Raw genomic sequence first — 26035 nt, 5'->3', positions numbered from 1 at the left:
TCACGCGCACAGCGGGGTCGGTGGCCGTCGCGGCGCTCGCCGCGGCGGCCCTGACCCCTGCGCCGGCGGCGCGCGCGGCGAAGTGGCTCGCGCCGCCGGACCTGCAGGCGGTGCCGGTCGCCGCCGGCACGGTCGAGCACCAGGTCCTCGACCGGCGCATCACGCGCTCGGACGGCGTGCTCGGGCGGGTCACGCGCATCGAGCACTGGATCGCGGCCGACGCCGCGCGGACCGTCGTCACCGGGCCGCGGGGCGGCGTGCAGAGCGAGGACGCGCTCGCGCCCGACGGGACGTGGCGGGTGTGGAACGCGATGGAGCCGCGCGTGCTGCGCGAGTACCGGCTCGACGACCCGGCACCGCTGATCCGCTGGAACGCCGCGACGCAGGCCGAGCTGCTAAGGGCGCAGCTGAGGGCCGGCGTGCTGAAGCGCGCAGGCGCCGGCCCGCGCCGGTTCGGGCAGCGCACGGTCGTGCTCGTCGACGGCCCGAACGCCGGCGACGGCCCGCGCGAGCGCGACCGCATCCTCGCGCTCGCCGGCTCGCTGCGGATCGTCGAGCGCGAGCTGACCGTGGGCGACGTGGTCGTGACCGAGCGGCTCACGCGGCTCGAGACGCGGCCGCGCGACGAGCGCCAGCTCCAGCTCGGTCCGCACCCCGAGGCCGTGCCGCGCATCGCGCCGGCCGACGTCGGCGACCTGATGCTGGAGCGCAAGGCCGGGATCGACCGGCTGGGGGAGGTCGGCGACACCGCCGCGCGCGCCGCCTCGGGAGCGCGTGCCGCGATCGTCTGCGCGCGCCGCGCGTCGCTGCTGGAGAGCCCGCAGGGCATGGTCGTCGGCGCCGTGCTGCGCGGCGACCGCGTGCGGCTGCTGCGCCGCGACCGCTCCCGCCGCTGGCTGTTCGTCCGCACCGACCTGGGCGGGCGTGGCTGGCTCGCCCGGAGCCACGTGTGCACGTGAGCGCGCCCCGAGCCGGCGCGCCGGACGCCGCGGACGTCGCGCTCATCGACCGCTTCCGGGCGGGCGACCAGGCCGCCTTCGCCCGCCTGCACGCGCGCCACCACCGGGCGCTGGAGCGGTACGCCTACCGCGTGCTCGGCGATCACGCGCTGGCCGAGGACGTCGTGCAGGAGGCGTTCCTGCGCGCGTCGCGGGCGCTGCTGCGCGACGCGCCGCCGCTCAAGCTCCGCGCGTTCCTCTTCACGCTCGTGCGCAACTGCGCGCTGGACGAGCTGGCCCGTCGCCGCGCCGAGCCGCACGACCCGGCGAGCGTCCACCTCGTCAGCGTGCCCGAGCCGGACGGCGATCCGCACGTCCGGATGGAGCGTGCGGCCGACCTGCGCCACGTGCTCGCCGACCTCGCCGCGCTGCCGGCGCCGCAGCGCCACGCGCTGATCCGGCGCGAGCTCGACGGTGAGTCGCACGAGCAGATCGGGCGGGAGCTGGGCATCGCCGAGAGCGCGTCGCGCTCGCTCGTGCACCGGGCGCGGCGGTCGCTGGGGCGCGGCGTGGCGGCCCGTACCGCGGACTGCACGTCGGTGCAGGAGGCGCTGCTGGTGGCGTTCGACGCCCGCCGCCGCGCCCCGGTGCATGCGCTGCGCCACGTCGCCACGTGCCCGGCGTGCCGGGCGTTCCGCGCGGACCTGCGCGGCCTGCGGCGCACGCTCGACCTGCTCGTGCCCGGGCCGGCGCTGCTGCTGTTCGGCGGCGCGCTCGGCATCAAGGCGGCGCTGGGCTCCAAGCCCGCGGCGGTCGTCGCCACGGGCGCCGTGGCGGTCGGCGGGACGGTCGCGGCGGCGCAGCTCGTCACCCACGCGGGGGAGCCGTCGCCCGTCGCGTTCCGCAGCCCGACGCTCGCGCCCGCGCGGGTGCTCGCGGGCGCGCCCCTGCCGGCCGGCGCGGCGCTGGTGACGCGGCAGGCGCGGGTGGAGCGGGGCGTCGCGACGGTCGCGCTCACCTGTCCGGCCGGGCACGTCGTCGCCGACCTGCTCGACACCGCGACGACCGGCGCGCTGGTGTACGCGGAGACGACCGTCCCGGGCCGCTCGCGGCGTGCGCAGGTGCGCGTGCGCGCGGAGGCGGGGCGGCCGGTGCGGACGATCCGCGTCCTCTGCCGCCGGCCCGACGCGCAGGGGTCGGTGCGGCCGGGCGCCGACCCGCGGGCGCGCGCGGCGACGTGCGCGCGGCGGACGTTCGTGCTCGCCGCGCCCGGCGGGGCGACTGTCGGCTCGGTCAGCCGCGGCCAGCCGCTGCGCATCGTGCGGCGCGGGCGCGTGTGGACGCGCGTGGTCGCCGACGACGGCACGCGCGGGGTGGTGCGGACGGCCGCGCTCTGCCCGCGCTAGCCGACCGCGACGACGGGGCTGAACGACTCGGCCAGCGCCCCGACGAGGTGGCGCTGGTCGTCGTCGTCGCCCGCGAGCGTGCGCTGACGCTGCGCACCCGGCTCGGTCAGCAGCCGCGTCCGCACGAGCTCCAGCTCGTCGGCGCAGCCGAGGTCGTGGGCGTGCGGCTCGCACGCCTCCAGCACCTCGTACGCCAGCTCGGTGATCGGCACGCGCGTGCCGCGGTCGGGGTCGATCAGCTCTGCCGCGACGCCGTCGCGCGCAGCCAGGAAGCGGTTCTCGTCCAGCACCTCCTGCGCGTGCAGCACGCGCGAGGACGCGTAGCCCTCGAGCACCTCCAGCCGCACCAGGCACTGGACGAGCGCGACGAGCGCCGCGGTGTGGTCGCTCGTCGTCTGCGCGTCCATGATGCGCACCTCGACCGTGCCGTAGCGCGGCTGCAGCCGGACGTCCCACCACAGGTAGCTGTGGTCGGGCAGCGCGTGGCTGGCGATGAGCAGGTCGACGCTGCGCGTCCAGTCGGCGTAGGAGCTGAAGACGCGCGGGATGCCGACGCGCGGGAAGGCCTGGAAGAGCGGCGTGCGGGCCGAGGCCAGGCCGGTGTCGCGGCCCTGCCAGTAGGGCGAGTTGGCGCTGAGCGCGAGCAGCAGCGGGATGTGCGCCCGCATCTGGTTGAGCGCGGCGGTCGCGCCGGCCGGGGTCGGGATGCCGACGTGGACGTGGAGCGCGAACGTCGGCTCGCGCCGCGCGAGCGCCCGCATCGAGCCGTAGACGGCCTGGTGGCGCTCGGCGCCGGCGACGCGCATGTCGTGCCAGATCGCGAACGGGTGCGTGCCGCTGCACGCCGCGCGCAGCTCGAGCGGGCCGAGGATGTCGTTCAGCGTCGCGCGCAGGTCGGAGATCTCGCGGATCGCGGTGCCGACCGTGCGGTGCACCCCGGTCTGGATCTCGACCGCGGCGCTGTGCGTCTCGGAGCTGACCTGCGCGCGCAGCTCGCCCGGCACCACGGCGAGCACGTCCTCGATGCGCTGCGCGAGGGCCCAGCTGCCGGGGTGGAGGAGCATGACCTCCTCCTCGACGCCCAGCGTGGCCCCGACGTCGTCGGCACCCTGCCAGCGCGCCCACCCCGCCTGGGCGCTCATCGCTCCAGCACCCAGGTGTCCTTGCCGCCGCCCCCCTGCGAGGAGTTCACGACGAGGTTCCCTTCCTCGTATGCCACACGGCTGAGCCCGCCCGGGATCGCCTGCGCGCGCTCTCCGTCGAACGTCACGAAGGCTCGCAGGTCCACGTGGCGCGGCGCAAGCTCGCCGTCGATGACGGTCGGATGGCGGGAGAAGAAGACGGTCTCCTGCGCGATCCACGCGTCGGGCGCGGCGCGGACGATCGCGGCGATGCGGTCGCGCTCCTCCGGCGTCGCCGTCGGTCCGACGAACACGCCCTCGCCACCGTACGCGCTGCGCGGCTTGACGACCATCTCGTCGATCCGGTCGAGCACCTCGGCGAGCTTGTCGGGCTCGCACAGGTCGAACGTCGGGACCGAGGCGATCAGCGGCTCCTCGTGCAGGTAGAAGCGGACCATGTCCTCGACGTGCGCGTGGACGAGCTTGTCGTCCGCGACGCCGTTGCCGAGCGCGTTGATGACGGCGACGCTGCCGTCCTTCAGGCCCTCCTCGAGCGCGGCCGCGACCAGGGTGCGGCGCCCGTTGGCGTCGTTCAGGCGGTCCTCGTCGGTGCGCCGGTAGACGACGTCGACCTGGCGGGGATCCAGCTCGTCGAGCGTGACGAGCGGGACGCCGAGCCGCTCCGCCAGCAGGCTGTGCTCCCAGTAGGCGGTGTTGCGGACGCCGTCGGTGAGGAGCACGACGCGCGCCTTGTCGGGGCCGCGCGGCGACGCGTTGCGCAGCGTGCGGCCGAGCGCCTCGATCGCGACGTCCTCGATGGCGACCGGCGCGGGGTGGCTGCCCTCGGGGTCGCCGGCGTGGGGGAGGACCGCCTGGCGCGCCGCGAAGGCGTACGCCAGCCCCGACGGCGTGCGCAGGTTGTCCTCGAGCACCTGGAAGTGGCCGTCCGGGGTGCGGACGATGTCGAGCCCGGCCATCCCGACGCGGATGCGCGGCTCGGCGTGGCCGTCGAGCTCGGGCTCCCAGTAGTCGGCGCCGGTGATGACGCGCTCGGGGATGACGCCCTCGTGGACGATCCGCTTGCCGGTGTGGATGTCGTGCAGGAACGCGTCGAGCGCGTGCACGCGCTGCTCGAGCCCCGCGGCCAGCACGACCCACTCCTCCGGCGTGAACACGCGTGGGATCAGGTCGACCTTGAACGCCTCGCGCTGCTCGCCCGCCCCGAACGCGCACCCGAGGTCCAGCAGCGTCCGCCGCATCGCGCCGAGCGCCTCGTCGAGGTCGACGCGCCCCAGCCGGTCGAGGATCTCCGCGTAGTGCGCGCGCGGCGTGCCGATGTCCTCGAACCCCTCGTCGTAGAGGTCCTCGGGGTCGTACCGCTCCCCGCCCTGCGGGAGCGACACGTAGGTCGTCGCTGGCATGTGCTCTGCGTTCACCGGAATGGACCGCAACGTAACCCGGGCACACGCGCCAAACATCCGCCACTCGGTCGGACATTCCCGTCCGGGTTGTCGAACCGGGCGTCCGCGCCTACGCCGCGCGCCGCTGCCGCGCGGCAGGCCCGCAGGCGTCGAGGAACGTCTCGAAGAGGCGCTCCTGGTCGGGCGCGCGCAGCAGGCCCTCGGCGTGCCACTGCACCCCGACGACCCAGTCGCGGTCGGTCGCCTCGATCCCCTCGACCAGCCCGTCGTCGGCCCACGCGACCGGCCGCAGGTTCAGGCCGAGCTCGTCGACCGCCTGGTGGTGGAACGAGTTCACGCGCGTCTCCACGACCCCGAGCCCGTCCGCCAGCAGCGAGCCGGGCTCCACGCGCACGCCGTGGACCGGGATGTGCCCCGGCTCCTCCTGGCGGTGCCCCGGCAGGTCCTGGTGCAGGGTCCCGCCGCGCGCGACGTTCAGCGCCTGCAGCCCGCGGCAGATGCACAGCATCGGTAGCCCGCGCTCGAGCGCCAGCCGCACGAGCGCGATCTCCGAGCCGTCCAGCTCCGGCTCCGTCGGCCCCAGCTCCGGCGACGGCTCCTGCCCGTACAGCGACGGGTGGATGTCCGGGCCACCCGCGAGCACCACGCCGTCCACGCGCGAGAGCAGCTCGCGGATGACGATGTCGGACGAGAACGGGGGCACGACGACCGGCACGCCGCCGCCGCGCGCGACCGCCTGCGGGTAGGTCAGGCCGAGCGCCATCTCGCGCATCGGCGGCTCCCCCTCGGGGTGCTGCCGGACGGACTGGGGAGAGCGCAGCTCGGAGGTGGTGATGGCGACCAGGGGCGCGTGCAAGGCCCCGGCATGATGACGCAGCGGGCGGACCGCTCGCGCCGCCCCGTCCGGCACGCTCAGGCCGTCGTCGCGGGCTTGCGCACGACCGTGGTCGTCGCGGTGACCGGGCGCCCGTCGGCCGCCGCCACCCGCATCGGCGCGACCGGCCGGCCGTCGCGCTCGTCGACGAGCTCCGAGCGCGGCTCCCCGTCGGCGAACGCGTGCGCCTCGCCCCACTGCCGCAGCGCGACCACGACCGGGAACAGGTCCAGCCCGGCCTCCGTGAGCCGGTACTCGAGGTACGGCGCGTGCGCGGCCGGCGTCGTCTCCAGGATGCCGTCGGCGACCAGCGCGCGCAGCCGGGCGGAGAGGATGTTCTTCGCCACGCCCAGGCGCCGCTGGAAGTCGTTGAAGCGCCGCGCGCCGTCGTAGGCCTCGCGGACGATCAGGAGCGACCAGCGGTCGCCGATCACCGCGGTCGCGCGGGCGACGGGGCAGGTGCTCGTTCGCAGGGCCTCGGTGCTCATCGGGACCTCAGCCTAGCCGTCTGGTTTCGAAATGCAACCGGCTTGCTAGCTTGCCGCCGCGTGTCCACTGGTAGTGAACTGCAACCACCACGGTTGACCGGCCGTGTCACCGCCGTCGCCGCGGTCGCATGCGGTGTGGCGGTCGCCTGCATCTCGCTCGTCCAGCCGCTGCTGGCGACGATCGGGGACCGGCTCGCCATGCCCGACGGCGTCGCCGGGCTGGTCGTCGCCGTCACGCAGGCCGGCTACGGCGCCGGCCTGCTCCTGCTCGTGCCGCTCGGCGACCTCGTCGCGCGGCGCGGGCTCGTCGTCGGGATGCTCGGCGGGCTCGCCGGCGCGCTCGTGCTGGCCGGCGTCGCGCCCAGCGCGCCGGTGCTGCTCGTCGCCATGGCGGTGATCGGGCTGCTCGCCGTGGTGACGCAGGTGATCGTGGCCCACGTCGCCGAGCTCGCCGAGCCGGCGCAGCGCGGCCGGGCGATCGGCGTGGTCACCGGCGGCATCGTCCTCGGGATCCTGCTGGCGCGGACGTTCGCGGGCGCGGTCGCCGACCTCGCCGGCTGGCGCGCGGCCTTCCTCCTCGCGGCGGCGATCGTCGCCGCGGCCGCCGTCGCCGTCCGCCGCACGATGCCCGCCGGCGACCGGCCGCGCGAGCGCGTGCGGTACGCGGCGCTCGTGCGCTCGACCGTCCTGCTGACGCGCGACCACCCGGCGCTGCGGGCCTGCGGCCTCCTCGCGCTGCTGATCTTCGCCGCGTTCAACCTGCTGTGGAGCGGGATGGCGCTGCCGCTCGCCGCGCCGCCGCTGTCGCTGTCGGACGGGGCGATCGGCGCGTTCGGCCTCGCCGGTGCGGCGGGCGCGCTGGCGGCGGCGCCGGCCGGGCGCCTGGCCGACGCGGGGCGCGGTCGCGCCGCGACGCGCGCGGCGCTCGTGCTGCTCGCCCTCGCCTGGCTGCCGATCGCCCTGCTCGGGCAGAGCCTCTGGGCCCTGCTGATCGGGGTCGTCCTGCTCGACCTCGCGGTCCAGGGCGTGCACGTGCTCACGCAGGCGCGCATGTACGCGCTGCAGCTCGGCGCGGTGAGCCGCGTGACCGCGAACTACATGGCCTTCTACGCGCTCGGCAGCGCCCTCGGGTCGATCGGTGCGAGCCAGCTCCACGCGGCCGTGGGGTGGACCGGCGTATGCGTCGCCGGCGCTGCCGTGAGCATCGCCGCGCTGGCCGTGGCGGCAGCGCGCCAGCAATGACCGGATTTCGGTCGATCGTGCAGCACGTTTTGCAGCGGAGCAAGGGGGTACTGGAAGCTCCGTCATGGGTCGAAGGGCAGCTTTGGCGGCGGCCCTCATTGCCAGTCTCGCCGCAGGATGCGGGGACGACGACAGCGGGGGTTCGCGGACGCTCAACTGGTTCATCGCGCAGCAGCCGGGCGGGGCGCTGCAGAAGATCGCGGACCGCTGCACGCAGCAGTCCGACGGCGCCTACGAGATCAACATCGAGCTGCTGCCCAACCAGGGCGAAGCGCAGCGCGAGCAGCTCGTCCGGCGCCTCGGGGCGGAGGACTCGACGATCGACATCGTCGGGATGGACGTCGTGTGGACGGGCGAGTTCGCCAACGGCGGCTGGGTCCAGCAGGTCCCGGAGGACCGCGCGGACACGCTCACGCAGGGCATGTTCGAGTCCGTCCTGGACTCCGCCAAGTTCGAGGACCGGCTCTACGCGGTCCCGATCTGGTCCAACACCCAGCTCCTCTGGTACCGCAAGGACCGCGTCGACCAGGCGCCGCAGACCTGGGACGAGGTGCTCGAGGCGGCGGCGAACCTGCCGCCGAACGAGAACGACATCCAGGTCCAGGCCAACCGCTACGAGGCGCTCACCGTCTGGGCCAACGCGATGATCGCCAGCGCCGGCACCGCGATCCTCACCGGCCCGGAGTCGATCGGCCTGGAGCCCGAGGCGACCAAGCGCGCGCTGGCGCTCATGGGCCGCGTCGCCGGCGGCCCGTCCGCGGCGCCCGACGTCGACACCTCCAACGAGAACTCGTCGCGCCTGGGCTTCGAGGCCGGCACCGCGAGCTTCATGATCAACTACCCCTTCGTCTACGCGAGCGCGAAGTCGAACGCTCCTGACGTGTTCGAGCAGATGGGCGCCGCGCCGTACCCGCGCGTGGACCCGGACCGCGAGTCGGCCCCGCCGCTCGGTGGCTTCAACCTCGGCGTCTCGAGCTTCAGCGACAACCCCGACCTCGCGTGGGACGCGGTCGAGTGCCTGACGAGCGAGGAGAACCAGCTCGAGGTCACCGCGCTCGAGGGCCTGCCGCCGGTCAAGCCTGAGCTGTTCGACCGCAAGGAGGTCCAGGACGCGTATCCGGAGTTCGGCGACCTGATCCGCGACGCGATCGAGAACGCCTCGCCGCGCCCGTCCGAGTCGCCTGCCTACCAGGACCTGTCGCTCGCGATCCAGCGCGCGCTGCACCCGACGTCGAAGATCGACCCGGAGGACCCGCAGGACGCCTACGACCGCCTGCGCGACAAGGTCGAGCAGGCCATCAACCGGGAGGGGCTGCTGTGAGCACCGCCGCACCGCCTCAGGTCGGCGCCGCCGCCGAGGGGCGCAAGCAGGGCGTGACCGACCGCGCGAAGGCCGAGCGCAAGCTCGGGTGGATGCTGTGCGCGCCGGCGGTCATCGCGATGCTGCTCGTCACCGCGTACCCGATCGGCTACGCGATCGTCCTGTCGCTGCAGGACAACGACCTGCGCTTCCCGGGCGAGGGCGGCTTCGCCGGGCTGTCGAACTACGTGACGGTGCTGACGTCCGAGCTGTGGTGGAGCTCGCTCTTCAACACCGCCTTCATCGCCGTCGTCTCGGTCGCCATCGAGCTGGTCATCGGCATGGCGCTCGCGATGGTCATGCACCGCGCGATCTTCGGCCGCGGCGCGGTCCGCACCGCGGTGCTCGTCCCGTACGGCATCGTCACCGTCGTCGCGGCGTTCGCGTGGTTCTACGCGTTCGACCCCGCGTCGGGCTTCGTCAACGGCCTGCCGTTCATCGACGACGAGAAGGCGTGGTTCGGCGAGAAGTGGAGCTCGATGTGGGTGATCATCGCCGCGGAGGTGTGGAAGACCACGCCCTTCATGGCGCTCCTGCTGCTGGCGGGGCTCACCACCATCGACGAAGGGCTGTACGAGGCCGCGAAGGTCGACGGCGCGTCGTGGTGGCAGCGCTTCACGCGCATCACGCTGCCGCTGATGAAGCCGGCGATCATCGTCGCGCTGCTGTTCCGCACGCTGGACGCGTTCCGCGTGTTCGACTCGATCTACGTGATGACGAAGGGCGCGCAGGACACCGAGTCGATCTCGATCGTGGGCTACAACCAGCTGATCTCCCGGCTCAACCTCGGCCTCGGGTCCGCGGTGTCGGTGTTGATCTTCCTGCTGGTGCTCGGGCTCGCGTTCCTGTTCGTGCGCGGGTTCGGCGCGCAGACCCCGGGGGAGGAGCGGTAGGCCATGGGCGAGCGGGGCACCAAGGAGTACACGTTCTGGACCGTCGGCCTGATCGCCGTCGTCATCGCCGCGCTGTTCCCGGTCTTCTGGCTGCTGATGCTGTCGCTCAAGACGCCGGCGACGATCGGCGACGGGCGGCTGATCCCGGCCGAGTGGACGACCGAGAACTACACGACGCTGTTCGAGGGCGGGCTGGACTCGCCGCTGCTGCGGCCGCTGATCAACTCGGTGCTGATCGCGCTGATCGCGACGACGATCGCGATCGTGCTCGCGTCGTTCACCGCGTACGCGATCGCGCGCCTGGACTTCCCGGGCCGCCGCCTGATCCTCGGCGGCGCGCTGGCGATCGCGATGTTCCCGCCGATCTCCACCGTCGGCCCGCTGTTCGACATGTGGCGGGCGCTGGGGATCTACGACACGTACATCGGGCTCATCATCCCGTACCTGACGTTCGCGCTGCCGCTGGCGATCTACACGCTCGTCGCGTTCTTCCGCGAGATCCCGTTCGAGCTCGAGCAGGCCGCGCAGGTCGACGGCGCGACGCCGACCCAGGCGTTCCGCAAGGTCATCATGCCGCTGGCCGCGCCGGGCATGTTCACCGCCGCGATCCTCGTCTTCATCTTCTGCTGGAACGACTTCGTCTTCGCGATCTCGCTGACGTCGTCGGACGCCTCGCGGACGGTGCCGGCGGCGATCGCGTTCTTCACCGGCGAGTCGCAGTTCACCGCCCCGACTGGCAACATCGCAGCGGCAGCGGTCCTCGTCACCATCCCGATCATCATCTTCGTCCTGATCTTCCAGCGGCGCATCGTGGCCGGTCTGACCTCCGGCGCCGTCAAGGGCTGACCCCAGGAACTCACATGGCACGCATCCAGCTCGACAACGTCACCAAGCGCTACGGCGACGGCTACGAGGCCGTCAAGGGCATCGACCTCGACATCGCCGACGGCGAGTTCATGATCCTCGTCGGCCCGTCGGGCTGCGGGAAGTCCACCGCGCTGCGGATGATCGCGGGGCTGGAGGACATCACCTCGGGCGAGCTGCGGATCGACGACCGCGTGGTGAACGACCTCGCGCCGAAGGACCGCGACATCGCGATGGTCTTCCAGTCGTACGCGCTGTACCCGCACATGACCGTGCGCGACAACATGGGCTTCGCGCTCAAGCTGGCGAAGCTCGACAAGGGCGAGATCGACAAGCGCGTGGAGGAGGCGGCGCGGGTGCTCGACCTGTCGCAGCACCTCGACCGCAAGCCGGCGAACCTGTCCGGCGGCCAGCGCCAGCGCGTGGCGATGGGGCGCGCGATCGTCCGGTCGCCCAAGGCGTACCTGATGGACGAGCCGCTGTCGAACCTCGACGCGAAGCTGCGCGTGCAGATGCGGACCGAGGTCGCGCGCATCCAGCAGCGGACCGAGACGACGACGATCTACGTCACGCACGACCAGACCGAGGCGATGACGCTCGGCGACCGCGTCGCCGTGATGCGCGCGGGGGAGATCCAGCAGGTCGACACGCCGCAGACGCTCTACGACCACCCGGCGAACCTGTTCGTGGCGGGCTTCATCGGGTCGCCGGCGATGAACTTCCTCCCGGCGCGCGTCGAGGGCGCGACGCTGCACCTGCCGTTCGGGCAGGTCCAGCTGCCGGACACGCTGCGGCAGGCGCTGGAGCGCTCGGGCGGATCGTCGTCGACGGTGATCGCGGGCATCCGCCCGGAGGACTTCGAGGACGCCGAGCTGGTCGAGGAGCACCGCGAGCGCGAGGGCTTCACGTTCGACACGACGATCTCGCTGACCGAGTCGATGGGCGCGGAGATCTACGCGTACTTCGAGTACGAGGGCGAGGGCGCCCAGGCCGACGCGCTGGAGGAGATCGCCGAGGACACCGGCACCGCAGAGGTCCCGGGCGCGGGGGAGGCGCAGGTCGTCGCGCGCCTGGACCCGGCCTCCAAGGTGCGCCGCGGTCAGCCCGCGCGCCTGTGGATGGACACCCGCAAGCTCCACCTCTTCGACGCCGAGACGGGCGCGAACCTGACGCTGGGCGAGGCCCCGGCGGCGACGCCGGCGTAGGGCGCGCCCCGCCGCCCGCCGCCGTCCGTGCGGCGGGCCCGTCCGGCAGACTGGCGCGCGTGCCGCACCAGCATCGCGCGCCGCCCTCTCCCGCCGCGTCCGGTCCGATCGCGTGGCAGCGCCGCGCGCCCGCTCCCGCGACCGCCGCGGCGATCGATCGCGTGTGGACGGCCACGGCGCCCGTGGCGGGTGCGCGGCACCGCGTGCTGCCGGACGGCTGCGTCGACCTCGTCGTCGACGATCACGGGCGCGCGCTCGTCGTCGGGCCGGCGCGGACGGCGCGGCTGGTCGAGCTCCGCGGCGGCGGGGTCGTCGCGGGGCTGCGGCTGCGGCCCGGTCTGGCGCGGCAGGTGCTGCGGACGCCGGTGGGGGACTTGCTCGACGCCGTCGTGCCGCTCGACGCGGTGGCGCCGGCGGTGCAGCGCGGGCTCGAGCACGCCCTGGCGGCGGGCGCGCGCGTGCCCGACGCGCTGGAGCGCTCCGTCGCCGGTCGGGTCGGGGAACCGGGCGGCGTCCGGCGGGCGGCGGCGATCGTCGCGGGCCTGGGCACGACGGCCGACGCGCGGCCGGTCGCGGAGCTGGCGGCGGCGCTGGGGCTGAGCGAGCGCCAGCTGCGGCGCTGGTGCCACGACCACTGCGGCCACGGCCCGGCGGAGCTGCGCCGGGTGCTGCGGCTGCAGACGCTGCTGCGGCTGGCCGCGGCGCGGCCGGCGGCGTCGCTCGCGGCGCTCGCGCTGGCAGCGGGCTTCCACGACCAGCAGCACATGTCGCGCGAGGTCCGCCGGCTCGCGGGGGTGACGCCGGCGCGGCTCCTGCGGCGGGACGGCCGATCCGTGCAAGATCGGAGGGCCGCGCGCGCCTAGCGTCGCGGCCATGGACCTCTCCTACGTGATCCTCTACGTCCCCGACGTGCCGGCGGCGCTGGACTTCTACGAGCGCGCGTTCGGCCTGACGCGCCGGTTCCTCCACGAGAGCGGGCAGTTCGGCGAGCTGGCCACCGGCGCCACGGCGCTCGCCTTCACCGGCCACGCGCTCGCCGCGGACGCGGTGCCCGCGCAGTACCGCGCTGTCGCGCCGGACGAGCTCCCGCCCGGCTTCGAGCTGACCCTCACCACGGCCGACGTCCCCGCCGCCTTCCGCCGCGCGGTCCAGGCGGGCGCGCCGGCGGTCGCCGACCCGCACGCCACCCCCTGGGGCCAGACGGTCGCCTACGTGCGCGACCACGTCGGCGCCCTCGTCGGTCTCGCGACTCCGATGGGCTGACCGCCGCGCCGCGTGCGGTCAGGCCGCCGCCAGGTCGTCCACGAGGAGCGTCTGCGTCGCCGTGCCGACGAGGCCCTCGCGGTCGAACAGGCGCGTGTCGGTCGTGCCGGTGGTGCCGGGCGCGATGGTGGTGACGGCGGCGAGGCAGAGCCACTCGTCGGTCGGGTCGCGGTGGAGCGAGACCGCGAGGTCGGTGTTGATCGCGAGGAAGCGCGTGCGGTCGACCGACGTGCCGACCCCGCTGCCAGAGTCGGCGAGGAGGAGCGTCCGCTGCAGCGGCGTCGTCTCCTCGCCGGCGACGAGCGGGATGCGCGGGCGTGCCCACGCGGTCGCCGGGCCCGTCTGCTCGAAGTCGCCGCGGACGAACCGCCACTCGACCGCGCTCATGTAGCCGCCGACGTGGGCGATGCCGGACGTCGGCTGCGGCTGGGGCTCCGGGAGTCGCGGGGCCGGCGTGGCCGCGGCAGTCGTCGGCGCGCTGTCGGGAGCCGCCGCCACGCGCCACGCCGCGACGCGCAGCACCGGCTCCTCCTCGCCGGCGACGGAGACCAGCGCCTCGACGAGCTCCACGCGGCGCCCCGGCCGGACGATCCGCGCGGTGGCCGTCACCGCCGCCACGGGGACGGGCTTGAGGATGTCGACGGTCACGCGCGCGACGCGCAGCGTCGGGGCCGCGGGGAGGCGCTCGATCGCCCGGGCCGCCAGCGCCGCGGGCGGCCCGGCGTGCTGGAGGTGGCGGGACCATGGGCCGGCGCTCGCCGGCGTCGCGACGAACACGCCGTCGCCCTCGTCGTCGGCCGTGGGGACGTAGAAGCTCTCGGCGTCGCCCCACGGCCAGCCGGTCCGGCGACTAGACAAGTTCTCTAGAGACATCCTCTAGTTGGTAGCATGCCGCGCCGTGCCCACGCAAGAGCGGACACGGCGGGAGGCGATCCTCGCGGCGGCCCTGCGGGCGTTCACCGAGCGCGGCTACGGCGCCACGACGATGACCCACGTCCGCGAGGCGTCGGGCGCGAGCACGGGCTCGCTCTACCACCACTTCCCGAGCCGCGAGCACCTCGCCGCCGCGCTGTGGCTCGACGGTCTGGCGCAGTTCCAGCACGGGTTCGAGCAGGCCGTCCTCAAGTCTCGCTCGGCCCGCACGGGCGTCCGCAACGGCGTGCTCTTCCACGTCGACTGGGTCACCGCGCAACCCGAGCTCGCCGCGTTCCTCCTCGCGGACCGCGACGCGGAGGTCCGCAAGGTCGCGGCCCCGGGACTCGCGGAGCTGAACGCCGGCTTCTTCACCAACGTCACCGCGTGGGCGCGCCGCTACGAGGAGCGCGGCGAGCTGCGCCGCGTGCCGTTCGAGGTCCGCTACGCGCTCTGGCTCGGCCCGGCGCAGGAGCTCGCGCGCCTCTGGCTCGCCGGCCGCGCCGACGCGCTCCGCGACGCCGGCGACACGCTCGCCGACGCTGCCTGGGCCGCCCTCGGCGCGACGGATACCGTCAGTTCGTGAGCGGCGCCGCCGCGCCGTGAGCTAGGTCGGCAGCTCGCCCCGCAGCGCGCGCTCGTACCGATCCGCGGAGCGTGCGACGACGGCGTTGCCCTCCTGGCGCACGACCGCGTCCCACCACGCGCCGTAGATCACCTCGAAGTCCCACGCCGCGAGCGTGTCGGCGATCTCGCGGACGCGGAAGCCCGGCAGCGGGACGAGGCAGGGGTAGGACCACATGAAGCCGACGAAGCGGCGGTCGGGGATGACCTGCACGACGTCGCCGGCCAGCAGCGCGCCCGCGCCGCCGGCGCCGCCGGCCCAGTGCAGGACCGTCGCGCCCGGGAAGTGGCCGCCGAGGCGCAGCAGCGTCAGGCCGTCGCCGAGCGAGCGCTCCTCGCCGCCCCACAGCTCCACGCGCGGGGACGGCTCGGTGATCCACTCCTCGTCGTCCTCGTGGATCAGGATCGGGCAGTCGAGGCGCTCGGCCCAGTCGGCCATCGCCGTGTAGTAGTGCGGGTGGGAGATCGCGATCGCGCGCAGGCCGCCGAGCGTCTCGATCGCCTCGACGGCGTTGTGGTCGACGAGCGGCACGCAGTCCCACAGCACCCGCTGCGCGCCGGCGGGGACGAGCAGCGCCCGCTGGCCGATCCCGAGCTTGGGCTCGACGCCGACCGCGAGCAGCTCCTCCTCGTCGCGCAGCACCGTGCGGTGCGACGCGGCGACCTCCGACGCGGCCATCCACTCCTGCCCCGACTCGGGCACGTACTGACGCTCGTCGCTGCAGATCACGCACACACGCGGGGGCGCCGCGGCCGGCGGGTAGTGCGCCGCGCACGTCACGCAGACCCACCCCGTCACGACGCGTCGCCCCGCAGCCGCGCGACCACGTCCTCGTTCCAGTCCATCGTCCGCATCAGCCGGTACCGCTCTCCTCCCAGTCGCTCGTACGCGTCGGCGTCGGTCTCGCCGGCCCGGATCAGGCCCGCCTCGCGCAGCATCGCGCACACGGGCGCGAACTCCTCCTCGAACCAGGCGCGCGCGAGCGCCTCGCGGTCGAGTAGCTCGCCGCGCTCCTGGCACTCGCGGTAGCCCCACGCCTCGACGCCCTCGGCCAGCTCGCCGTACCGCTCCGGATCCGACAGCGACACGCCGCGCGCCCGCTCGGGGTCGAGCGGGACGCGCTCGCGGAACAGCCGCTCGTGGCCCTTCAGCGGCAGGTCGGCCATCCGCAGCTCGCGGTCGGCGCCGACGCGCGTGCGGACCTCGGTCACGTACGCCTCGATGTCGCGCCGCCCGAGCGCCCGCGCGACCGACACCCGGTGGTGCCCGTCGCGGACGAAGTGCACCTCGCCGACGCGGTAGAGCTGCACCGGCGGCATCGCCTCGCCGCGCCGCATCGCCTGGGCGATCCGCTCCCACCGCCGCCGCACCTGCGACGACGTGGGGCGGAACGCGCGATCGAACTCCTTGCCCCGGTCGACCGTCCCGACGATCGCGTCGAGCGGCACGACCTGCAGCCCGATGCGCTGCTCGCCGAGCCGCCCGAGCTCCGCCACGACCTCGTCGAACGGGAGCATCGCCATGACGTCGCCGCCGCCACGCACCGCGAACCGCCGCCCGAGCGCCTGCAGCGCCTGGCGCCGCCGCACCCGGAGGAAGTCGTCCTGCGCGTCCGCCGCGGGGAAGCCGGTGTCCCGTGCCATCCCGACGATGGTGCCACGGCGGGCCACGCGAGATCTCTCCCGCATGGCCCGCCGCCGCAGAACCGGTGTCAGCCGACCCGGATCCGGCGGGTCGCGGTGCGCGAGGCGCCGCCCGCCGCGTCGAGCGCCTGGACCGTCACGCGGTAGCTGCCCTTGGGCAGCCTGCGCGCCAGCCGCAGCGTCCAGGACGTGGTGCCGGTGGCGGCGAGGCCGAGCTGCGCCCGGCACGAGACCGGCTTGCCCAGGCGCCCGCCGCCGCTCACGAACCGGCATGCGCCGGCCTTCGTCGTGGCCGCGATCGTGACCTTGACCTGCTTGACCTTCGCGCAGCCCGCGGCCGACCCGGACACCGTCAGGGGCGCGCCCTTGACGGTGCCGAGGGCGACCTTCGGGACGCACGCGGATCCGCCCGCCGCCGACACCACGGCGCCCGGCGCCGCGACGCCCGGAGCGACGGTCGCCACCGGCGCGGCCGTCACGACGCTCTCGACCTTCGGGAGCTCCGCGTCACCCGGCAACGGCGTGGTCGGCGCGGCCGGCGTCGCAGGCGTCTCCGCCGCGCTGATCTCCGCCGACGCGCCGGCGCCGCCCAGCTCCTGGAACGCCACGTCGGCGAGCTGGATCGCGCCCTTGGCCGGGACGCCCGCCCCGCCGAAGCGCAGCTCGAGCTGCTGCAGGTCCGTCAGGTCGACGCCCGCGAACGCGCTGAGCGGGACGTCGAAGCCGCTGAGCGCGATGTGGCGCGGCTGCGTCGTCGCGGTCGTCGCCCCGAGGGTCGTCTCGATCGGCCGGCCGTAGTCGCTGAGCCGCACGGCCTTCGCCGCCCCCGCACGGTCGACCAGCGCCACCTCGAGGTCCTGCGTCGCGCTCAGCGGGTCGAAGCCGTTGCCGAGCCCGTTGCGGGCCGTGTCGGTGAACTGGAACGCGGCGCGCAGCGACAGCTCGCGGAACCGCGAGACGTCGCGGTACGTGCCGCGCAGGTCGGCGGTGATCTTCGCCGGCCCGTCCCACGCCAGCGCGAGCTGCGGCCCGAACGAGCGGTTGAACGAGTTGGCCGTCGTGCTCGTGCCGACCACCGGCCCGGGGCACGGCAGCAGCGCGGTCGTCGCCTGCGTCGCCGGCGGGTTGGCCGACAGCGGGTTGGCGAACGGGTCCGGGTTGCACCACTCGAACGTGGCGAAGCCCTCGCCGCGGAAGTAGCCGCCGGTCGCGTCCGCCGCCACCGGGCTCGCCGTCGTGGGCCGCTGCCCGGAGCCCGGGCGGATCACGTCCTGCCGCTCCCCCGCGGGAGCGACGTGCGAGAACTTGACGAGGTCCGCGCAGGGCACCGCGCGGGTCGTCGTGCCCGGGATGGTGTAGTCGGGGCAGGCCGAGCCCGGCAGCCCGTGCTCTCCGGTCAGCCACGGCTTGTACGCGGTCTCCCCGCCCACGAAAACGCGCAGGAACGTCGCGATCGTCGCGAGGCCCGTCTTCTCCTGCTCGGCCCGCGTCATGCGGATCCGCGTCGACGCGTTCGGCCCGCACGCGGTGTCCGAGCCGCTGCGGTCGTCGTTGGCCCACATCGAGTTGTAGAAGTTGTGGTTCGCGCCCTCGACGTAGAAGAGGTACTTGTTGAACGGGTCGGCGAGGTTGACGTACTTGCCGCGCTCGAACGCGTTGACGCCCGAGATGCTCGACACGTCGCCGTCGCACGCGGGGGCGAGGACCGCGAAGTTCGTGCCCTGCGGCGCGTGCTTGTTGCGGTCGATCGGGGCGAGCGAGAAGACCGCCTGCAGGTTGTACCGGCGCGCCGGCTCGGGCCGCTGGCGGTTGTACTCGATGAACTGCGTGACGCCCTCGCCACCGCGCGAGTGGCCCATCATCCCGATCTTCGAGAAGTCCAGCTTGCCGACGAGGTTGTCGTCGACGCCCGCCGGGCCGGTGCCCTGGTTCCAGGCGTAGAGCCGGTCGAGCGTCTGGGCGATGATCTCCGCGCGCGCCGTGGCGCCCGCGTCGACCGGCGCGTACGTGTTGTTGTCGTAGGTCGTGACCGAGGACGCGTCGGGTGAGATGACGACGTAGCCCCACGACGCGAGCACGTTCGACAGGTAGTCGTAGCCCTGCCAGCTCGGCCACGCGCCGTACTGGCAGACGCCGGTCGCCCACGGCTGGCTGCCGCCGTCCGCGCCGGTCGAGGTCTTGCACGCCGAGTGGCGGCCATGCAGGAAGAGCAGCACCTTCCAGCCGCCCGCGGGCGGGGTGCCGGTCGGCCAGGTGACCGAGCCCTGCAGCGGCTGCGGGAACGTCTGGCCCGGGCCGTGCGTGCTCTCGCCGTAGTCGATCGTCGGCGCGGTCGTGGTGCCGCAGGCCGATGCGCTGCTCGTGCACGTGTAGCCGGACGTCGTGACCGTCAGGTTGAGCGTGCCGGCGTTGTACTCGCTGCGGGCGACGCCGTGCGGGCCGGGGACGAGCGGGTCGGGCGGCGTGGCCGCGTGGGTCGCCGCCGGACCGGCGAGGGCGGTCGCCGTCACGCCGGCGACCAGGGCGAGCAGGCGCCGCACGCGGCGCCGCCTGGGTGCGTGATGTGGGAGCAAGAGGTCCTCCACCGGTCGCCGTCCTGGCGGTCCGGGGTCGGGTGTTGGTGGTGAACGCGGGAGCGGGCAGATGGGTCCGGCACCGGCGCGGCTCCGCGGAGCCGGGAACGGTACGGGCCGGATCGCCCGGCACTTGACGGCCCGCTCGTCGGAAGAGGCGCCTCGCACGGTGGACCACCTGTCGAAGGGGAACGGTGCCGTCCCACCGCGGAAAGCGCGTCTTTGCAGGGAGTTCGTGCATCGGCGTGTCGTGCCGGACGTGGCATTCGGCACGTCCGCGGTGGTCTATCGTCTCCGCCGCATCCGCTCGTGAGGTCCGGTCACAGCGGTCATGGAAGACCGACGGCGCATCGTCGATGCGTCGAGAAAGGACCATCGCTTGCCCAGTCCGACCCCCCGCGGCCGCAGCCGGCCGCGCCGCTTCGCGCTCACCGCGGCGCTCGCGGCGCTCCTCGGCGCGGCCGCCCTCGCACCCGCGTCCGCGCTGGCGGACCGGATCGCGGTCGACGACGACCGCGCGCAGTGCCCCGAGGCCGAGTACACGTCGCTGACCGCGGCCGTCGCCGGCGCCGCGCAGGGCGACGTCATCAACATCTGCGCCGGCACGTACACCGTGCCCGGCGGTGCGGCCTCGCCGGGCCTGCGCATCGAGAAGAACCTCACGCTCCGCGGCGCGGGCGCGGACAAGGTCGTCATCCAGCCGGAGCTCAGCGACCCGCCGGTCGCGTCGATGGCCGCCGCCGCGCCGAACCCGCGTGACGAGCTCGGCAACGTCATCACGGTCCGCCGGCGGGTCGTGGAGCTGTTCAAGGTCGAGATCTCGGGCGTCACCGTCCGCGCGTATCGGTCGGGGACGACGGGCGTGGGCGTGGAGGCGGGCATCGCGCTCGTCGACGTCACCGGCGCCAAGCTGTCGGGCGTCCGCGTCACCGGGCTCACCCCGTCGACCGGCCCCGGCACCGGCCCGTACACCGACCCGGCGCTCGCCGGCACCGGCATCGTCGTCGCCAACACGGCGGAGGCGACCACGAGCGCTGTGACGATCGAGAACAGCCTCGTGGAGGGCTACAACCGCGAGGGCATCCTGCTCGACGGGCGGACGCTCGACGGCAGCGCGCCGACGCCCAACGCCGGAACCGTGCGCGCCACGATCACCGGCACGCGCGTCGCGGGCCGCGCCACGGGCACGCCGGCGATCGCCCAGAGCGGCATCGTCGTCGACAGCGGCCCGTGCCTGAAGCTCACGAGCAGCGAGATCGTCGGCAACCGCGACCCGAACGTCGCACCTGGCACCTCCGCGGGCCTCCTGCTCAAGGGCGCCGGCACCGCGCCGCGGTGCGGCACGGAGTGGGCCACCGTCATCGGCGGCACCGCTGCGACCGGCAACGCCATCGCGGGCAACGCGTTCGGCGTCTTCCACGGCGATGCGACCGGTGCACCGGCGGCCACCACGCTCCGCGCCCGCGGCAACTGGTGGGGGAGCGCGGAGGGCCCGTCGCTCGGCCTGCCGACGATCGAGGGCGACCCCGTGTCGCCCGGCGTCGACTACGCCGCGGACCGCGCCGAGCCGCCCGCCGCGCTGGTCGTGCCCGCCCCGGCCGCCGACGCCGCGCCGACGATCGTCTTCGACGCGCTGCGCGACGGGGACGAGGTGGAGGTCGGCGACGAGGTGATCCTCGACGCGATCCCCGCCGACGACTTCGGGATCCGGGCGGTCGTCTACCAGGTCGGCGGCAGGACGATCCGGTCGTACGCGAAGGCAGACACCGGCCCCAAGGCGCGGTCGCCGTACGCCGCGAGCTGGACGCCGGCGGCGGCCGACGCGGGGAGGACGCACGCGGTGACCGCCGCGGCGATCGACGCGGCCGGACAGGTCGTGCTCGCCACCGTGCAGGTCCGGGTCAAGGCGCTGCCGGAGGAGCCCGAGGAGCCGCAGCAGCCGGAGAACCCGGGCCGGCCCGAGACCCCCGGTCAGCCGCAGACGCCGGGCGGCGGCGGCTCGACGCCCGACCCGGCGCCGGTGAGCACGACCGCGCCGTCGCAGACGCCGGCGACGTTCGTCGTGCCCAAGCTCGGCGTCACCGCGCTCGCCGCGCGCAAGGGCACGCCGCGGCTGCGGATCCGGCTCGACCGGCCGGGTGCGGTCTCCGTCGCGCTGTACGCGAAGGTCAAGCGCGCCGGCCGGACGACGCGCGTCCGCGTCGGCCTCGTCCGCGTGAAGCTGAAGACGGCCGGGACGCGTGACGTCTCGGTGCAGCTGACGGCGACGGGCCGCGGCCTGATCGCGCGCACCGGCCGGCTGGCCGTGACCGCCGAGCTTCGCGCGCTGTGGGAGGCGAAGCTCACCACGGCCACGCAGCCGCTCACGCTGCGCGGCGTGAAGCGCTAGCCCGAGCGGGGGACCGGGGCGCCGGCGCGGCATGCGCGGGCGCCCCGGCACCCGACGCGCTCAGGAGAGCCGGCGCAGGAACGCGGAGAACAGCGCGCGCCCACGCGCGCTCCATTCCTCCATCCGCGCGTCGGCGTCCGCATGCATCGCCGCCGGCGTGACCCCGAGCGCCACCGCGTCGGGGTCCTTGTCGTAGCCGTCGATCCAGCGGCCGAGCGTCGCGCGGTCGACCTCGGGGTGGAACTGCACGCCCCACGCGCTCCCCACCCGGTACGCCTGCGCGCAGACGTCGGAGGAGGCGAGCAGCGTGGCGCCGGACGGCAGGCCGAACGTGTACGAGTGCCACTGGCAGGCGAGGAAGGTCGCGCCCATTGCCGAGAGGACCGGGTCGGAGCGGCCCTCCGCGGTGAGCGAGACGCGCGACCACCCGATCTCCGGCGCCGACGCCCGCACGACCGGCGCGCCGAGCGCCGCCGCGATCACCTGCGCGCCGAAGCAGAGGCCGAGCAGCGGCGTGCCTCGGCGTGCAGCTCCCGGACCCACGCCAGCTCGTCCTCGAGCCACGGCTCCGGGTCGCCGATGTTCGTCGCGGCCCCGTACAGGACGACCGCGTCGAACGGGCCGGACGGGCGCGCCTGGGGCTCCCAGGCGCGCCACGTCTCGAACGTCGCCAGCTCGCCGAACACCCCGGGGCCACCGCCGTCGGGGTGCTCGACGTGCAGCAGGCGCACTGCGGCCGCCTACGCGGCCGCCGGGGTCGTCGCCGGCGTCAGGCCGACCGTCGCCGCGGCGTCGGCCTTGGCCCGCCGCCGCTGGTACAGCACGTTCAGCGCCATCAGGACGAGCACGATCAGCAGCAGCGCCGTCGCCAGCACGTTCACCTCGGCCGGCACGCCCTGACGTGCCGCGCCCCAGATGAAGAGCGGGAACGTCGACGTCTGGCCGGCGGTGAAGTTCGTGATGACGAAGTCGTCGACCGAGATCGCGAACGACAGCAGCGCGGCCGCCGCGACACCCGGCGCGATGATCGGCAGCGTCACCTTGCGGAACGCCGTCCACTCGTCGGCGCCGAGGTCCATCGCCGCCTCCTCCAGGTGCGTGTCGAGCCCCTGGAGCCGCGCGCGGATCGTCACCACGACGTACGACACGCAGAACATCGAGTGCGCGATGACGATCGTGGCGAAGCCCGTCGCGACGCCCATCGTGATGAAGAGCCCCAGCAGCGAGGCGCCGAGCACGACCTCCGGGGTCGCGAGCGGCAGGAAGATGAACAGGTTCGCCGCCCCGCGGCCCTTGAACCCGTGCCGCACCAGCGCGACCGCCATGAACGTGCCGAGCACCACCGCGATCAGCGTCGACAGCACGCCGATCAGCAGCGTGTTCGTCAGCGCCTCCTGCAGGCCCTCGACTGCGAACGGGTCCTTCCAGTGGTCGAGCGTGAAGCCCTCCCACGTCAGGTTGAACCGCCCCTTCGGATCGTTGAACGAGTAGAGGATCACGATCCCGATGGGGAGGAAGAGGTAGAGCAGCGCGAGGACCGACCAGATCCCCAGCGCCCAGTTGCGGATGCCACCGCGCACCTAGATCACCGCCTCTTCGAGGTTCTGCCGCCCGAGCACGCGCGTGTAGATCAGGACGCACGTGAGGACGATCGCCATCAGGATGAACGACAGCGCCGCGGCCGCCGGGTAGTCGGTGATCACTAGGAACTTCGACTGGATCACGTTGCCGATCATGTACTGGCGCGACGTGCCCAGCAGCTGCGCGTTGACGAAGTCGCCGACGGCCGGGATGAACGTCAGCAGCGAGCCGGCGATGATGCCCGGCATCGCGAGCGGCAGCGTGACGCGCGTGAAGGCCACCCGCCGCGACGCGTACAGGTCGGTCGCGGCCTCGACCAGCCGGCGGTCGATCTTCTCCAGCGCCACGTACAGCGGCAGCACCATGAAGGGCAGGAAGTTGTACGTGATGCCCGCGATCACCGCCGTCCGCGTCGCCAGCAGCCGGCCGTCCTCGCCGAGCAGCCCGACGTCCCGCAGCCGCTCGGCCACGAAGCCGTTGTCGGCGAGGATCGTCTGCCAGGCCACCGTGCGGATCAGGTAGCTGGTGAAGAACGGCAGGATGACCAGCAGCAGCATGAGGTTGCGCCACCGGCCCGCCTTGAACGCGATGAAGTACGCGAGCGGGAACCCGATGATGAAGCAGAGGATCGTCGCGGTCGCGGCGTAGCCGAGCGACCGGAGGAACTGCTCGTCGTAGTCCGCGAGCGCCTCGGTGTACGTCGAGAAGTTCCAGGTGAACTCGTAGCCGACCTCGAAGTTGCCCTCCTGCAGCGAGACGTACAGCTGCGTGAGGGCCGGGATCGCGTAGAAGACGACGAGCCACGCGAGGCCCGGCCCCAGGAGGACGGCAGGGACGAGCGCGCGGCGGCGCTTGAGGCCCATCGGTCTCCTACGCGCCCGTGACGCCCGCGAAGGCCTCGTTCATCTGCTGCTCCTCCTCGACGCTGAGCTCGGGGAAGGAGTGCGTCCGGGCGTCGATCTCGGCGTCCGGGAAGATGAGCGGGTTCTCGGCGAGCGCCGCGACGTCCTTGTCCTTGTCGGCCGCGAGGATCTCCTGCACGCCCTTGACCGGCGTCACGTAGTTGACGTACGCGCAGACCTTGGCCGCGACCTCGGGGTCGTAGAAGTAGTTCATCGCGACCTCGGCGCCGTACGGCGACGGGGCCTTCTGCGGGATCATCATGTTGTCCGACCAGAGCATCCCGCCCTCGTCCGGCACGACGAACTCGAGGTCCGGGTTGTCGGCCTTGAGCTGGACCATGTCGCCCGACCAGGCGAAGGACATGACGACGTTCCCCTTCGCGAGGTCGGTCGTGTAGTCGTTGCCGGTGAACTTGCGGATCTGGCCCGAGCGGTTGATCTCGTCGAGCTTCTCCGACGCGGCGAGGATGTCGTCGATCGTCGCGTCCTCGGGCTTCTTGCCCTCCGACAGCATGATCAGGCCGAGCGTGTCGCGCGCCTCGCTCAGCATCGTGACCTTGCCCTTCCACTTGGGGTCGAGCAGCTGCTTGAGCGAGGTCACCTCGCCGACGATCTTCTTGTTGTAGCCGATGCCGGTCATGCCGGACTGCCACGGCAGCGACTGCTTGCGGCCCTTGTCCCAGGCCAGGTCCACGAGCACGTCGCGGAGGTTCTTCTTGTTCGGGACGTTCTTCTCGTCGATCGGCTCGACGTACCCGAGGCGGATCCAGCGTGCGGCCATCCAGTCCGTCAGCGCGACGAGGTCGCGACCGATGGAGTCGCCCTGCTCGAGGGGCTGGCGCACCTTGCCGAAGAACTCGTTGTTGTCGTTGATGTCCTCGGTGTACTTCAGGGTCGCGTTGAACTCGCGGTTGAAGTCCTTGATGACGGCCTTGTCGATGTAGAGCGGCCAGTTCGAGAAGACGATCGTCTTCAGCTCGGTCTTCGGGTGGCTGACGGCCTCGGTCGTCTTGGCGTCGCCGCCGCCCGACTCGTTCTCGCCCTCGGCGGGGCCGCAGGCGGAGAGGAGCGCGCCGAGCGCGGTCGCGCCGAACGCCGCCGAGCCCGCCCGCCCCATGAAGCGGCGGCGCGACATCCGGTCCTCGGCCAGGATCCGCTGGAGGGCGGACTCAGGGGACTCGTTGCGCATCTAGGACTCCTTGGTGACGACGAAGGTGTGGGCGGGGTCCCAGGAGAGGAAGACCTCCTGGCCGGGACCGCAGGTCGCGCCGCCGATGCCGGCGCGGTTCTGCTCGACGACGGTGAGCTCCTCGCCGCCGGGCGTGCGGACGAGGTACTGGAGCGTCACGCCCAGGAAGGACGCGACGTCGACCCGGCCGCGCAGGCAGTTGCCGCTCGCGGGCTCGGTGGTGGAGATGTGCAGCTTCTCGGGGCGCACGCCGACCTTCACGGCGCCCTCGCGGGCGACCTTGGCGTGGACCGTCGCGCCGTCGTGCGTCTCGTAGACGACGTCGCCGCCGTCCTGCGACCTGAGCTTGGCGTCGACGAGGTTCGACGTGCCGAGGAAGCCGGCGACGAACTCGGTGGCGGGCTGCTCGTACAGCTCGGTGGCCGAGCCGCGCTGCTCGATCCGCCCCTTGTTCATCACGGCGATCTCGTCGGCCATCGTCATGGCCTCCTCCTGGTCGTGCGTGACGTGCACGAACGTGAGGCCGACCTCGTCGTGGATGCGCTTGAGCTCGATCTGCAGCTGGCGGCGCAGGCGCAGGTCGAGCGCGCCGAGCGGCTCGTCGAGGAGCAGCGCCTGGGGGCGGTTGACGAGCGCCCGGGCGAGCGCGACGCGCTGCTGCTGACCGCCCGAGAGCTGGGTCGGCTTGCGCGTGGCGAACTCGCCGAGCTGCGTCAGCTCGAGCACCTCGGCGACGCGGCGCTTGGCCTCCTCCTTGGCGACCTTGCGGCGCTCGAGGCCGAACGCGACGTTCTTCTCCACGGTCATGTGGGGGAACAGCGCGTACGACTGGAAGACGGTGTTGACGTCGCGCTTGAAGGGCGGCGTGTCGGTGACGTCCTGGCCGGCGAGGTAGACGCGACCTTCGGTCGGCTCCTCGAAGCCGCCGATCATGCGCAGCGACGTGGTCTTGCCGCAGCCCGAAGGGCCGAGCAGCGCGAAGAACGTCCCCTTGGGGATCTCGAGGTCGAGCGCGTCGACGGCGACGGCGTCACCGAACCGCTTCGTGACCCGGTCGAAGCGGATGTCGGGCGAGGCGGCAGCAGTAGCTGGCGCCGGGGTGGCGGAGACGGCCATTGGCGGCCAAGTTACCGACCGGTGTTAACC

At 73.7% G+C, this 26035-nt stretch carries 25 protein-coding genes; 11 read left to right on the top strand and 14 right to left on the bottom strand.

All coding sequences use genetic code 11. From position 1 onward, the window contains the following. Nucleotides 1-20 precede the first annotated feature (20 nt). Complete coding sequence (locus AC1UE5_RS17500) at nt 21-959, top strand: hypothetical protein (RefSeq protein ID WP_482925835.1); 939 nt, start codon at nt 21-23, stop codon at nt 957-959. Continuing rightward, complete coding sequence (locus AC1UE5_RS17495; protein WP_482925833.1) at nt 956-2344, top strand: RNA polymerase sigma factor; 1389 nt, start codon at nt 956-958, stop codon at nt 2342-2344. The genes AC1UE5_RS17500 and AC1UE5_RS17495 overlap by 4 nt, the downstream gene beginning before the upstream one ends. Here AC1UE5_RS17495 and AC1UE5_RS17490 read toward each other — a convergent pair. The 4 genes from AC1UE5_RS17490 to AC1UE5_RS17475 form a co-directional block, all read right to left on the bottom strand. Continuing rightward, a complete protein-coding gene (locus tag AC1UE5_RS17490) occupies nt 2341-3486 on the bottom strand; it encodes a carboxylate-amine ligase (RefSeq protein ID WP_482925831.1) in 1146 nt (381 codons plus the stop codon). The two genes, AC1UE5_RS17495 and AC1UE5_RS17490, sit on opposite strands and share 4 nt — an antisense overlap. Then, nucleotides 3483-4886: a circularly permuted type 2 ATP-grasp protein gene (locus tag AC1UE5_RS17485; RefSeq protein ID WP_482925829.1), complete on the bottom strand. Its 1404-nt coding sequence runs from the start codon at nt 4884-4886 to the stop codon at nt 3483-3485. The genes AC1UE5_RS17490 and AC1UE5_RS17485 overlap by 4 nt, the downstream gene beginning before the upstream one ends. A 109-nt stretch (nt 4887-4995) precedes the next feature. Further along, the gene (locus AC1UE5_RS17480; RefSeq protein WP_482925827.1) at nt 4996-5742 is read right to left on the bottom strand and encodes a gamma-glutamyl-gamma-aminobutyrate hydrolase family protein; all 747 of its coding nucleotides are present in this window, start codon (nt 5740-5742) and stop codon (nt 4996-4998) included. Between the two features lie 56 nt (nt 5743-5798). Next, complete coding sequence (locus tag AC1UE5_RS17475) at nt 5799-6248, bottom strand: winged helix-turn-helix transcriptional regulator (protein ID WP_482925825.1); 450 nt, start codon at nt 6246-6248, stop codon at nt 5799-5801. Between the two features lie 93 nt (nt 6249-6341). Here AC1UE5_RS17475 and AC1UE5_RS17470 point away from each other — a divergent pair, with 93 nt between their 5' ends. The 7 genes from AC1UE5_RS17470 to AC1UE5_RS17440 all read left to right on the top strand — a co-directional run bounded on the left by AC1UE5_RS17470 (nt 6342) and on the right by AC1UE5_RS17440 (nt 13075). After that, nucleotides 6342-7490 carry an MFS transporter gene (locus AC1UE5_RS17470; protein WP_482925823.1) on the top strand — a complete coding sequence of 383 codons (1149 nt, stop codon included), beginning with the start codon at nt 6342-6344 and terminating at the stop codon, nt 7488-7490. Nucleotides 7491-7554: 64 nt separating this feature from the next. Beyond that, nucleotides 7555-8811 (top strand): ABC transporter substrate-binding protein, encoded by a 1257-nt coding sequence (locus AC1UE5_RS17465; protein WP_482925821.1) that lies wholly within the window; start codon nt 7555-7557, stop codon nt 8809-8811. Next, entirely contained in the window at nt 8808-9743 is a 936-nt protein-coding gene (locus AC1UE5_RS17460; protein WP_482925819.1) for a carbohydrate ABC transporter permease, read from the top strand. Before AC1UE5_RS17465 ends, AC1UE5_RS17460 begins: the two co-directional genes overlap by 4 nt. Nucleotides 9744-9746: 3 nt before the next feature. Continuing rightward, the gene (locus AC1UE5_RS17455; RefSeq protein ID WP_482925818.1) at nt 9747-10589 is read left to right on the top strand and encodes a carbohydrate ABC transporter permease; all 843 of its coding nucleotides are present in this window, start codon (nt 9747-9749) and stop codon (nt 10587-10589) included. Between the two features lie 14 nt (nt 10590-10603). After that, entirely contained in the window at nt 10604-11812 is a 1209-nt protein-coding gene (locus AC1UE5_RS17450) for an ABC transporter ATP-binding protein (protein WP_482925816.1), read from the top strand. A gap of 59 nt (nt 11813-11871) precedes the next feature. Further along, nucleotides 11872-12675, top strand: coding sequence for a helix-turn-helix domain-containing protein (locus AC1UE5_RS17445; RefSeq protein ID WP_482925814.1), 804 nt, complete (start codon nt 11872-11874; stop codon nt 12673-12675). A gap of 10 nt (nt 12676-12685) precedes the next feature. Further along, entirely contained in the window at nt 12686-13075 is a 390-nt protein-coding gene (locus AC1UE5_RS17440) for a VOC family protein (protein WP_482925812.1), read from the top strand. An 18-nt stretch (nt 13076-13093) separates the two neighbouring features. Here the strand turns inward: AC1UE5_RS17440 and AC1UE5_RS17435 are convergent, their stop codons facing one another. Beyond that, a complete protein-coding gene (locus AC1UE5_RS17435; RefSeq protein ID WP_482925810.1) occupies nt 13094-13933 on the bottom strand; it encodes a thioesterase family protein in 840 nt (279 codons plus the stop codon). A gap of 40 nt (nt 13934-13973) precedes the next feature. On the opposite strand from AC1UE5_RS17435, the gene AC1UE5_RS17430 reads away from it, so the two are divergent. Beyond that, nucleotides 13974-14573: a TetR/AcrR family transcriptional regulator gene (locus AC1UE5_RS17430; RefSeq protein ID WP_482925808.1), complete on the top strand. Its 600-nt coding sequence runs from the start codon at nt 13974-13976 to the stop codon at nt 14571-14573. Nucleotides 14574-14594: 21 nt separating this feature from the next. Here the strand turns inward: AC1UE5_RS17430 and AC1UE5_RS17425 are convergent, their stop codons facing one another. The 3 genes from AC1UE5_RS17425 to AC1UE5_RS17415 form a co-directional block, all read right to left on the bottom strand. After that, on the bottom strand, nt 14595-15410 hold the full coding sequence (locus tag AC1UE5_RS17425; RefSeq protein ID WP_482925806.1) for an MBL fold metallo-hydrolase: 816 nt from the start codon (nt 15408-15410) through the stop codon (nt 14595-14597). Next, a complete protein-coding gene (locus AC1UE5_RS17420) occupies nt 15407-16255 on the bottom strand; it encodes a chromosome partitioning protein ParB (RefSeq protein ID WP_482925804.1) in 849 nt (282 codons plus the stop codon). The genes AC1UE5_RS17425 and AC1UE5_RS17420 overlap by 4 nt, the downstream gene beginning before the upstream one ends. Before the next feature lie 68 nt (nt 16256-16323). After that, nucleotides 16324-18795 (bottom strand): alpha/beta hydrolase, encoded by a 2472-nt coding sequence (locus AC1UE5_RS17415; RefSeq protein ID WP_482925803.1) that lies wholly within the window; start codon nt 18793-18795, stop codon nt 16324-16326. 412 nt (nt 18796-19207) lie between these two features. Between AC1UE5_RS17415 and AC1UE5_RS17410 the strand changes: the two genes are divergently transcribed. Beyond that, entirely contained in the window at nt 19208-21217 is a 2010-nt protein-coding gene (locus AC1UE5_RS17410; RefSeq protein ID WP_482925801.1) for an Ig-like domain-containing protein, read from the top strand. Between the two features lie 60 nt (nt 21218-21277). Here the strand turns inward: AC1UE5_RS17410 and AC1UE5_RS17405 are convergent, their stop codons facing one another. Genes AC1UE5_RS17405 through AC1UE5_RS17380 form a run of 6 tightly spaced genes read right to left on the bottom strand, consistent with a single transcriptional unit; the run spans nt 21278 to nt 26005 of the window. Next, nucleotides 21278-21760: a type 1 glutamine amidotransferase gene (locus AC1UE5_RS17405; RefSeq protein ID WP_482925799.1), complete on the bottom strand. Its 483-nt coding sequence runs from the start codon at nt 21758-21760 to the stop codon at nt 21278-21280. Beyond that, nucleotides 21697-21948 (bottom strand): hypothetical protein, encoded by a 252-nt coding sequence (locus AC1UE5_RS17400; protein WP_482925797.1) that lies wholly within the window; start codon nt 21946-21948, stop codon nt 21697-21699. The genes AC1UE5_RS17405 and AC1UE5_RS17400 overlap by 64 nt, the downstream gene beginning before the upstream one ends. A gap of 9 nt (nt 21949-21957) precedes the next feature. Beyond that, on the bottom strand, nt 21958-22797 hold the full coding sequence (locus AC1UE5_RS17395; RefSeq protein WP_482925795.1) for an ABC transporter permease: 840 nt from the start codon (nt 22795-22797) through the stop codon (nt 21958-21960). After that, nucleotides 22798-23661, bottom strand: a complete 864-nt coding sequence (locus AC1UE5_RS17390) for an ABC transporter permease (protein WP_482925794.1) — start codon at nt 23659-23661, stop codon at nt 22798-22800. Between the two features lie 7 nt (nt 23662-23668). Then, nucleotides 23669-24889 (bottom strand): ABC transporter substrate-binding protein, encoded by a 1221-nt coding sequence (locus AC1UE5_RS17385; protein WP_482925793.1) that lies wholly within the window; start codon nt 24887-24889, stop codon nt 23669-23671. After that, nucleotides 24890-26005 (bottom strand): ABC transporter ATP-binding protein, encoded by a 1116-nt coding sequence (locus AC1UE5_RS17380; protein ID WP_482925792.1) that lies wholly within the window; start codon nt 26003-26005, stop codon nt 24890-24892. It lies immediately after the preceding gene. Nucleotides 26006-26035: the final 30 nt, after the last annotated feature.

The sequence above is a fragment of the Parviterribacter multiflagellatus genome, assembly GCF_056863265.1.
Note: the sequence above shows the minus strand (reverse complement) of the source record. Positions and strands in the feature narration are given on the sequence as shown.

What these genes read in the sequence shown, in the direction of transcription:
- AC1UE5_RS17490 (WP_482925831.1), bottom strand. Translation starts at nt 3,486, where the DNA reads ATGAGCGCCCAGGCGGGGTGGGCGCGCTGGCAGGGTGCCGACGACGTC.
- AC1UE5_RS17485 (WP_482925829.1), bottom strand. Translation starts at nt 4,886, where the DNA reads ATGCCAGCGACGACCTACGTGTCGCTCCCGCAGGGCGGGGAGCGGTAC.
- AC1UE5_RS17475 (WP_482925825.1), bottom strand. Translation starts at nt 6,248, where the DNA reads ATGAGCACCGAGGCCCTGCGAACGAGCACCTGCCCCGTCGCCCGCGCG.
- AC1UE5_RS17465 (WP_482925821.1), top strand. Translation starts at nt 7,555, where the DNA reads ATGGGTCGAAGGGCAGCTTTGGCGGCGGCCCTCATTGCCAGTCTCGCC.
- AC1UE5_RS17455 (WP_482925818.1), top strand. Translation starts at nt 9,747, where the DNA reads ATGGGCGAGCGGGGCACCAAGGAGTACACGTTCTGGACCGTCGGCCTG.
- AC1UE5_RS17450 (WP_482925816.1), top strand. Translation starts at nt 10,604, where the DNA reads ATGGCACGCATCCAGCTCGACAACGTCACCAAGCGCTACGGCGACGGC.
- AC1UE5_RS17440 (WP_482925812.1), top strand. Translation starts at nt 12,686, where the DNA reads ATGGACCTCTCCTACGTGATCCTCTACGTCCCCGACGTGCCGGCGGCG.
- AC1UE5_RS17420 (WP_482925804.1), bottom strand. Translation starts at nt 16,255, where the DNA reads ATGGCACGGGACACCGGCTTCCCCGCGGCGGACGCGCAGGACGACTTC.
- AC1UE5_RS17390 (WP_482925794.1), bottom strand. Translation starts at nt 23,661, where the DNA reads ATGGGCCTCAAGCGCCGCCGCGCGCTCGTCCCTGCCGTCCTCCTGGGG.
- AC1UE5_RS17385 (WP_482925793.1), bottom strand. Translation starts at nt 24,889, where the DNA reads ATGCGCAACGAGTCCCCTGAGTCCGCCCTCCAGCGGATCCTGGCCGAG.
- AC1UE5_RS17380 (WP_482925792.1), bottom strand. Translation starts at nt 26,005, where the DNA reads ATGGCCGTCTCCGCCACCCCGGCGCCAGCTACTGCTGCCGCCTCGCCC.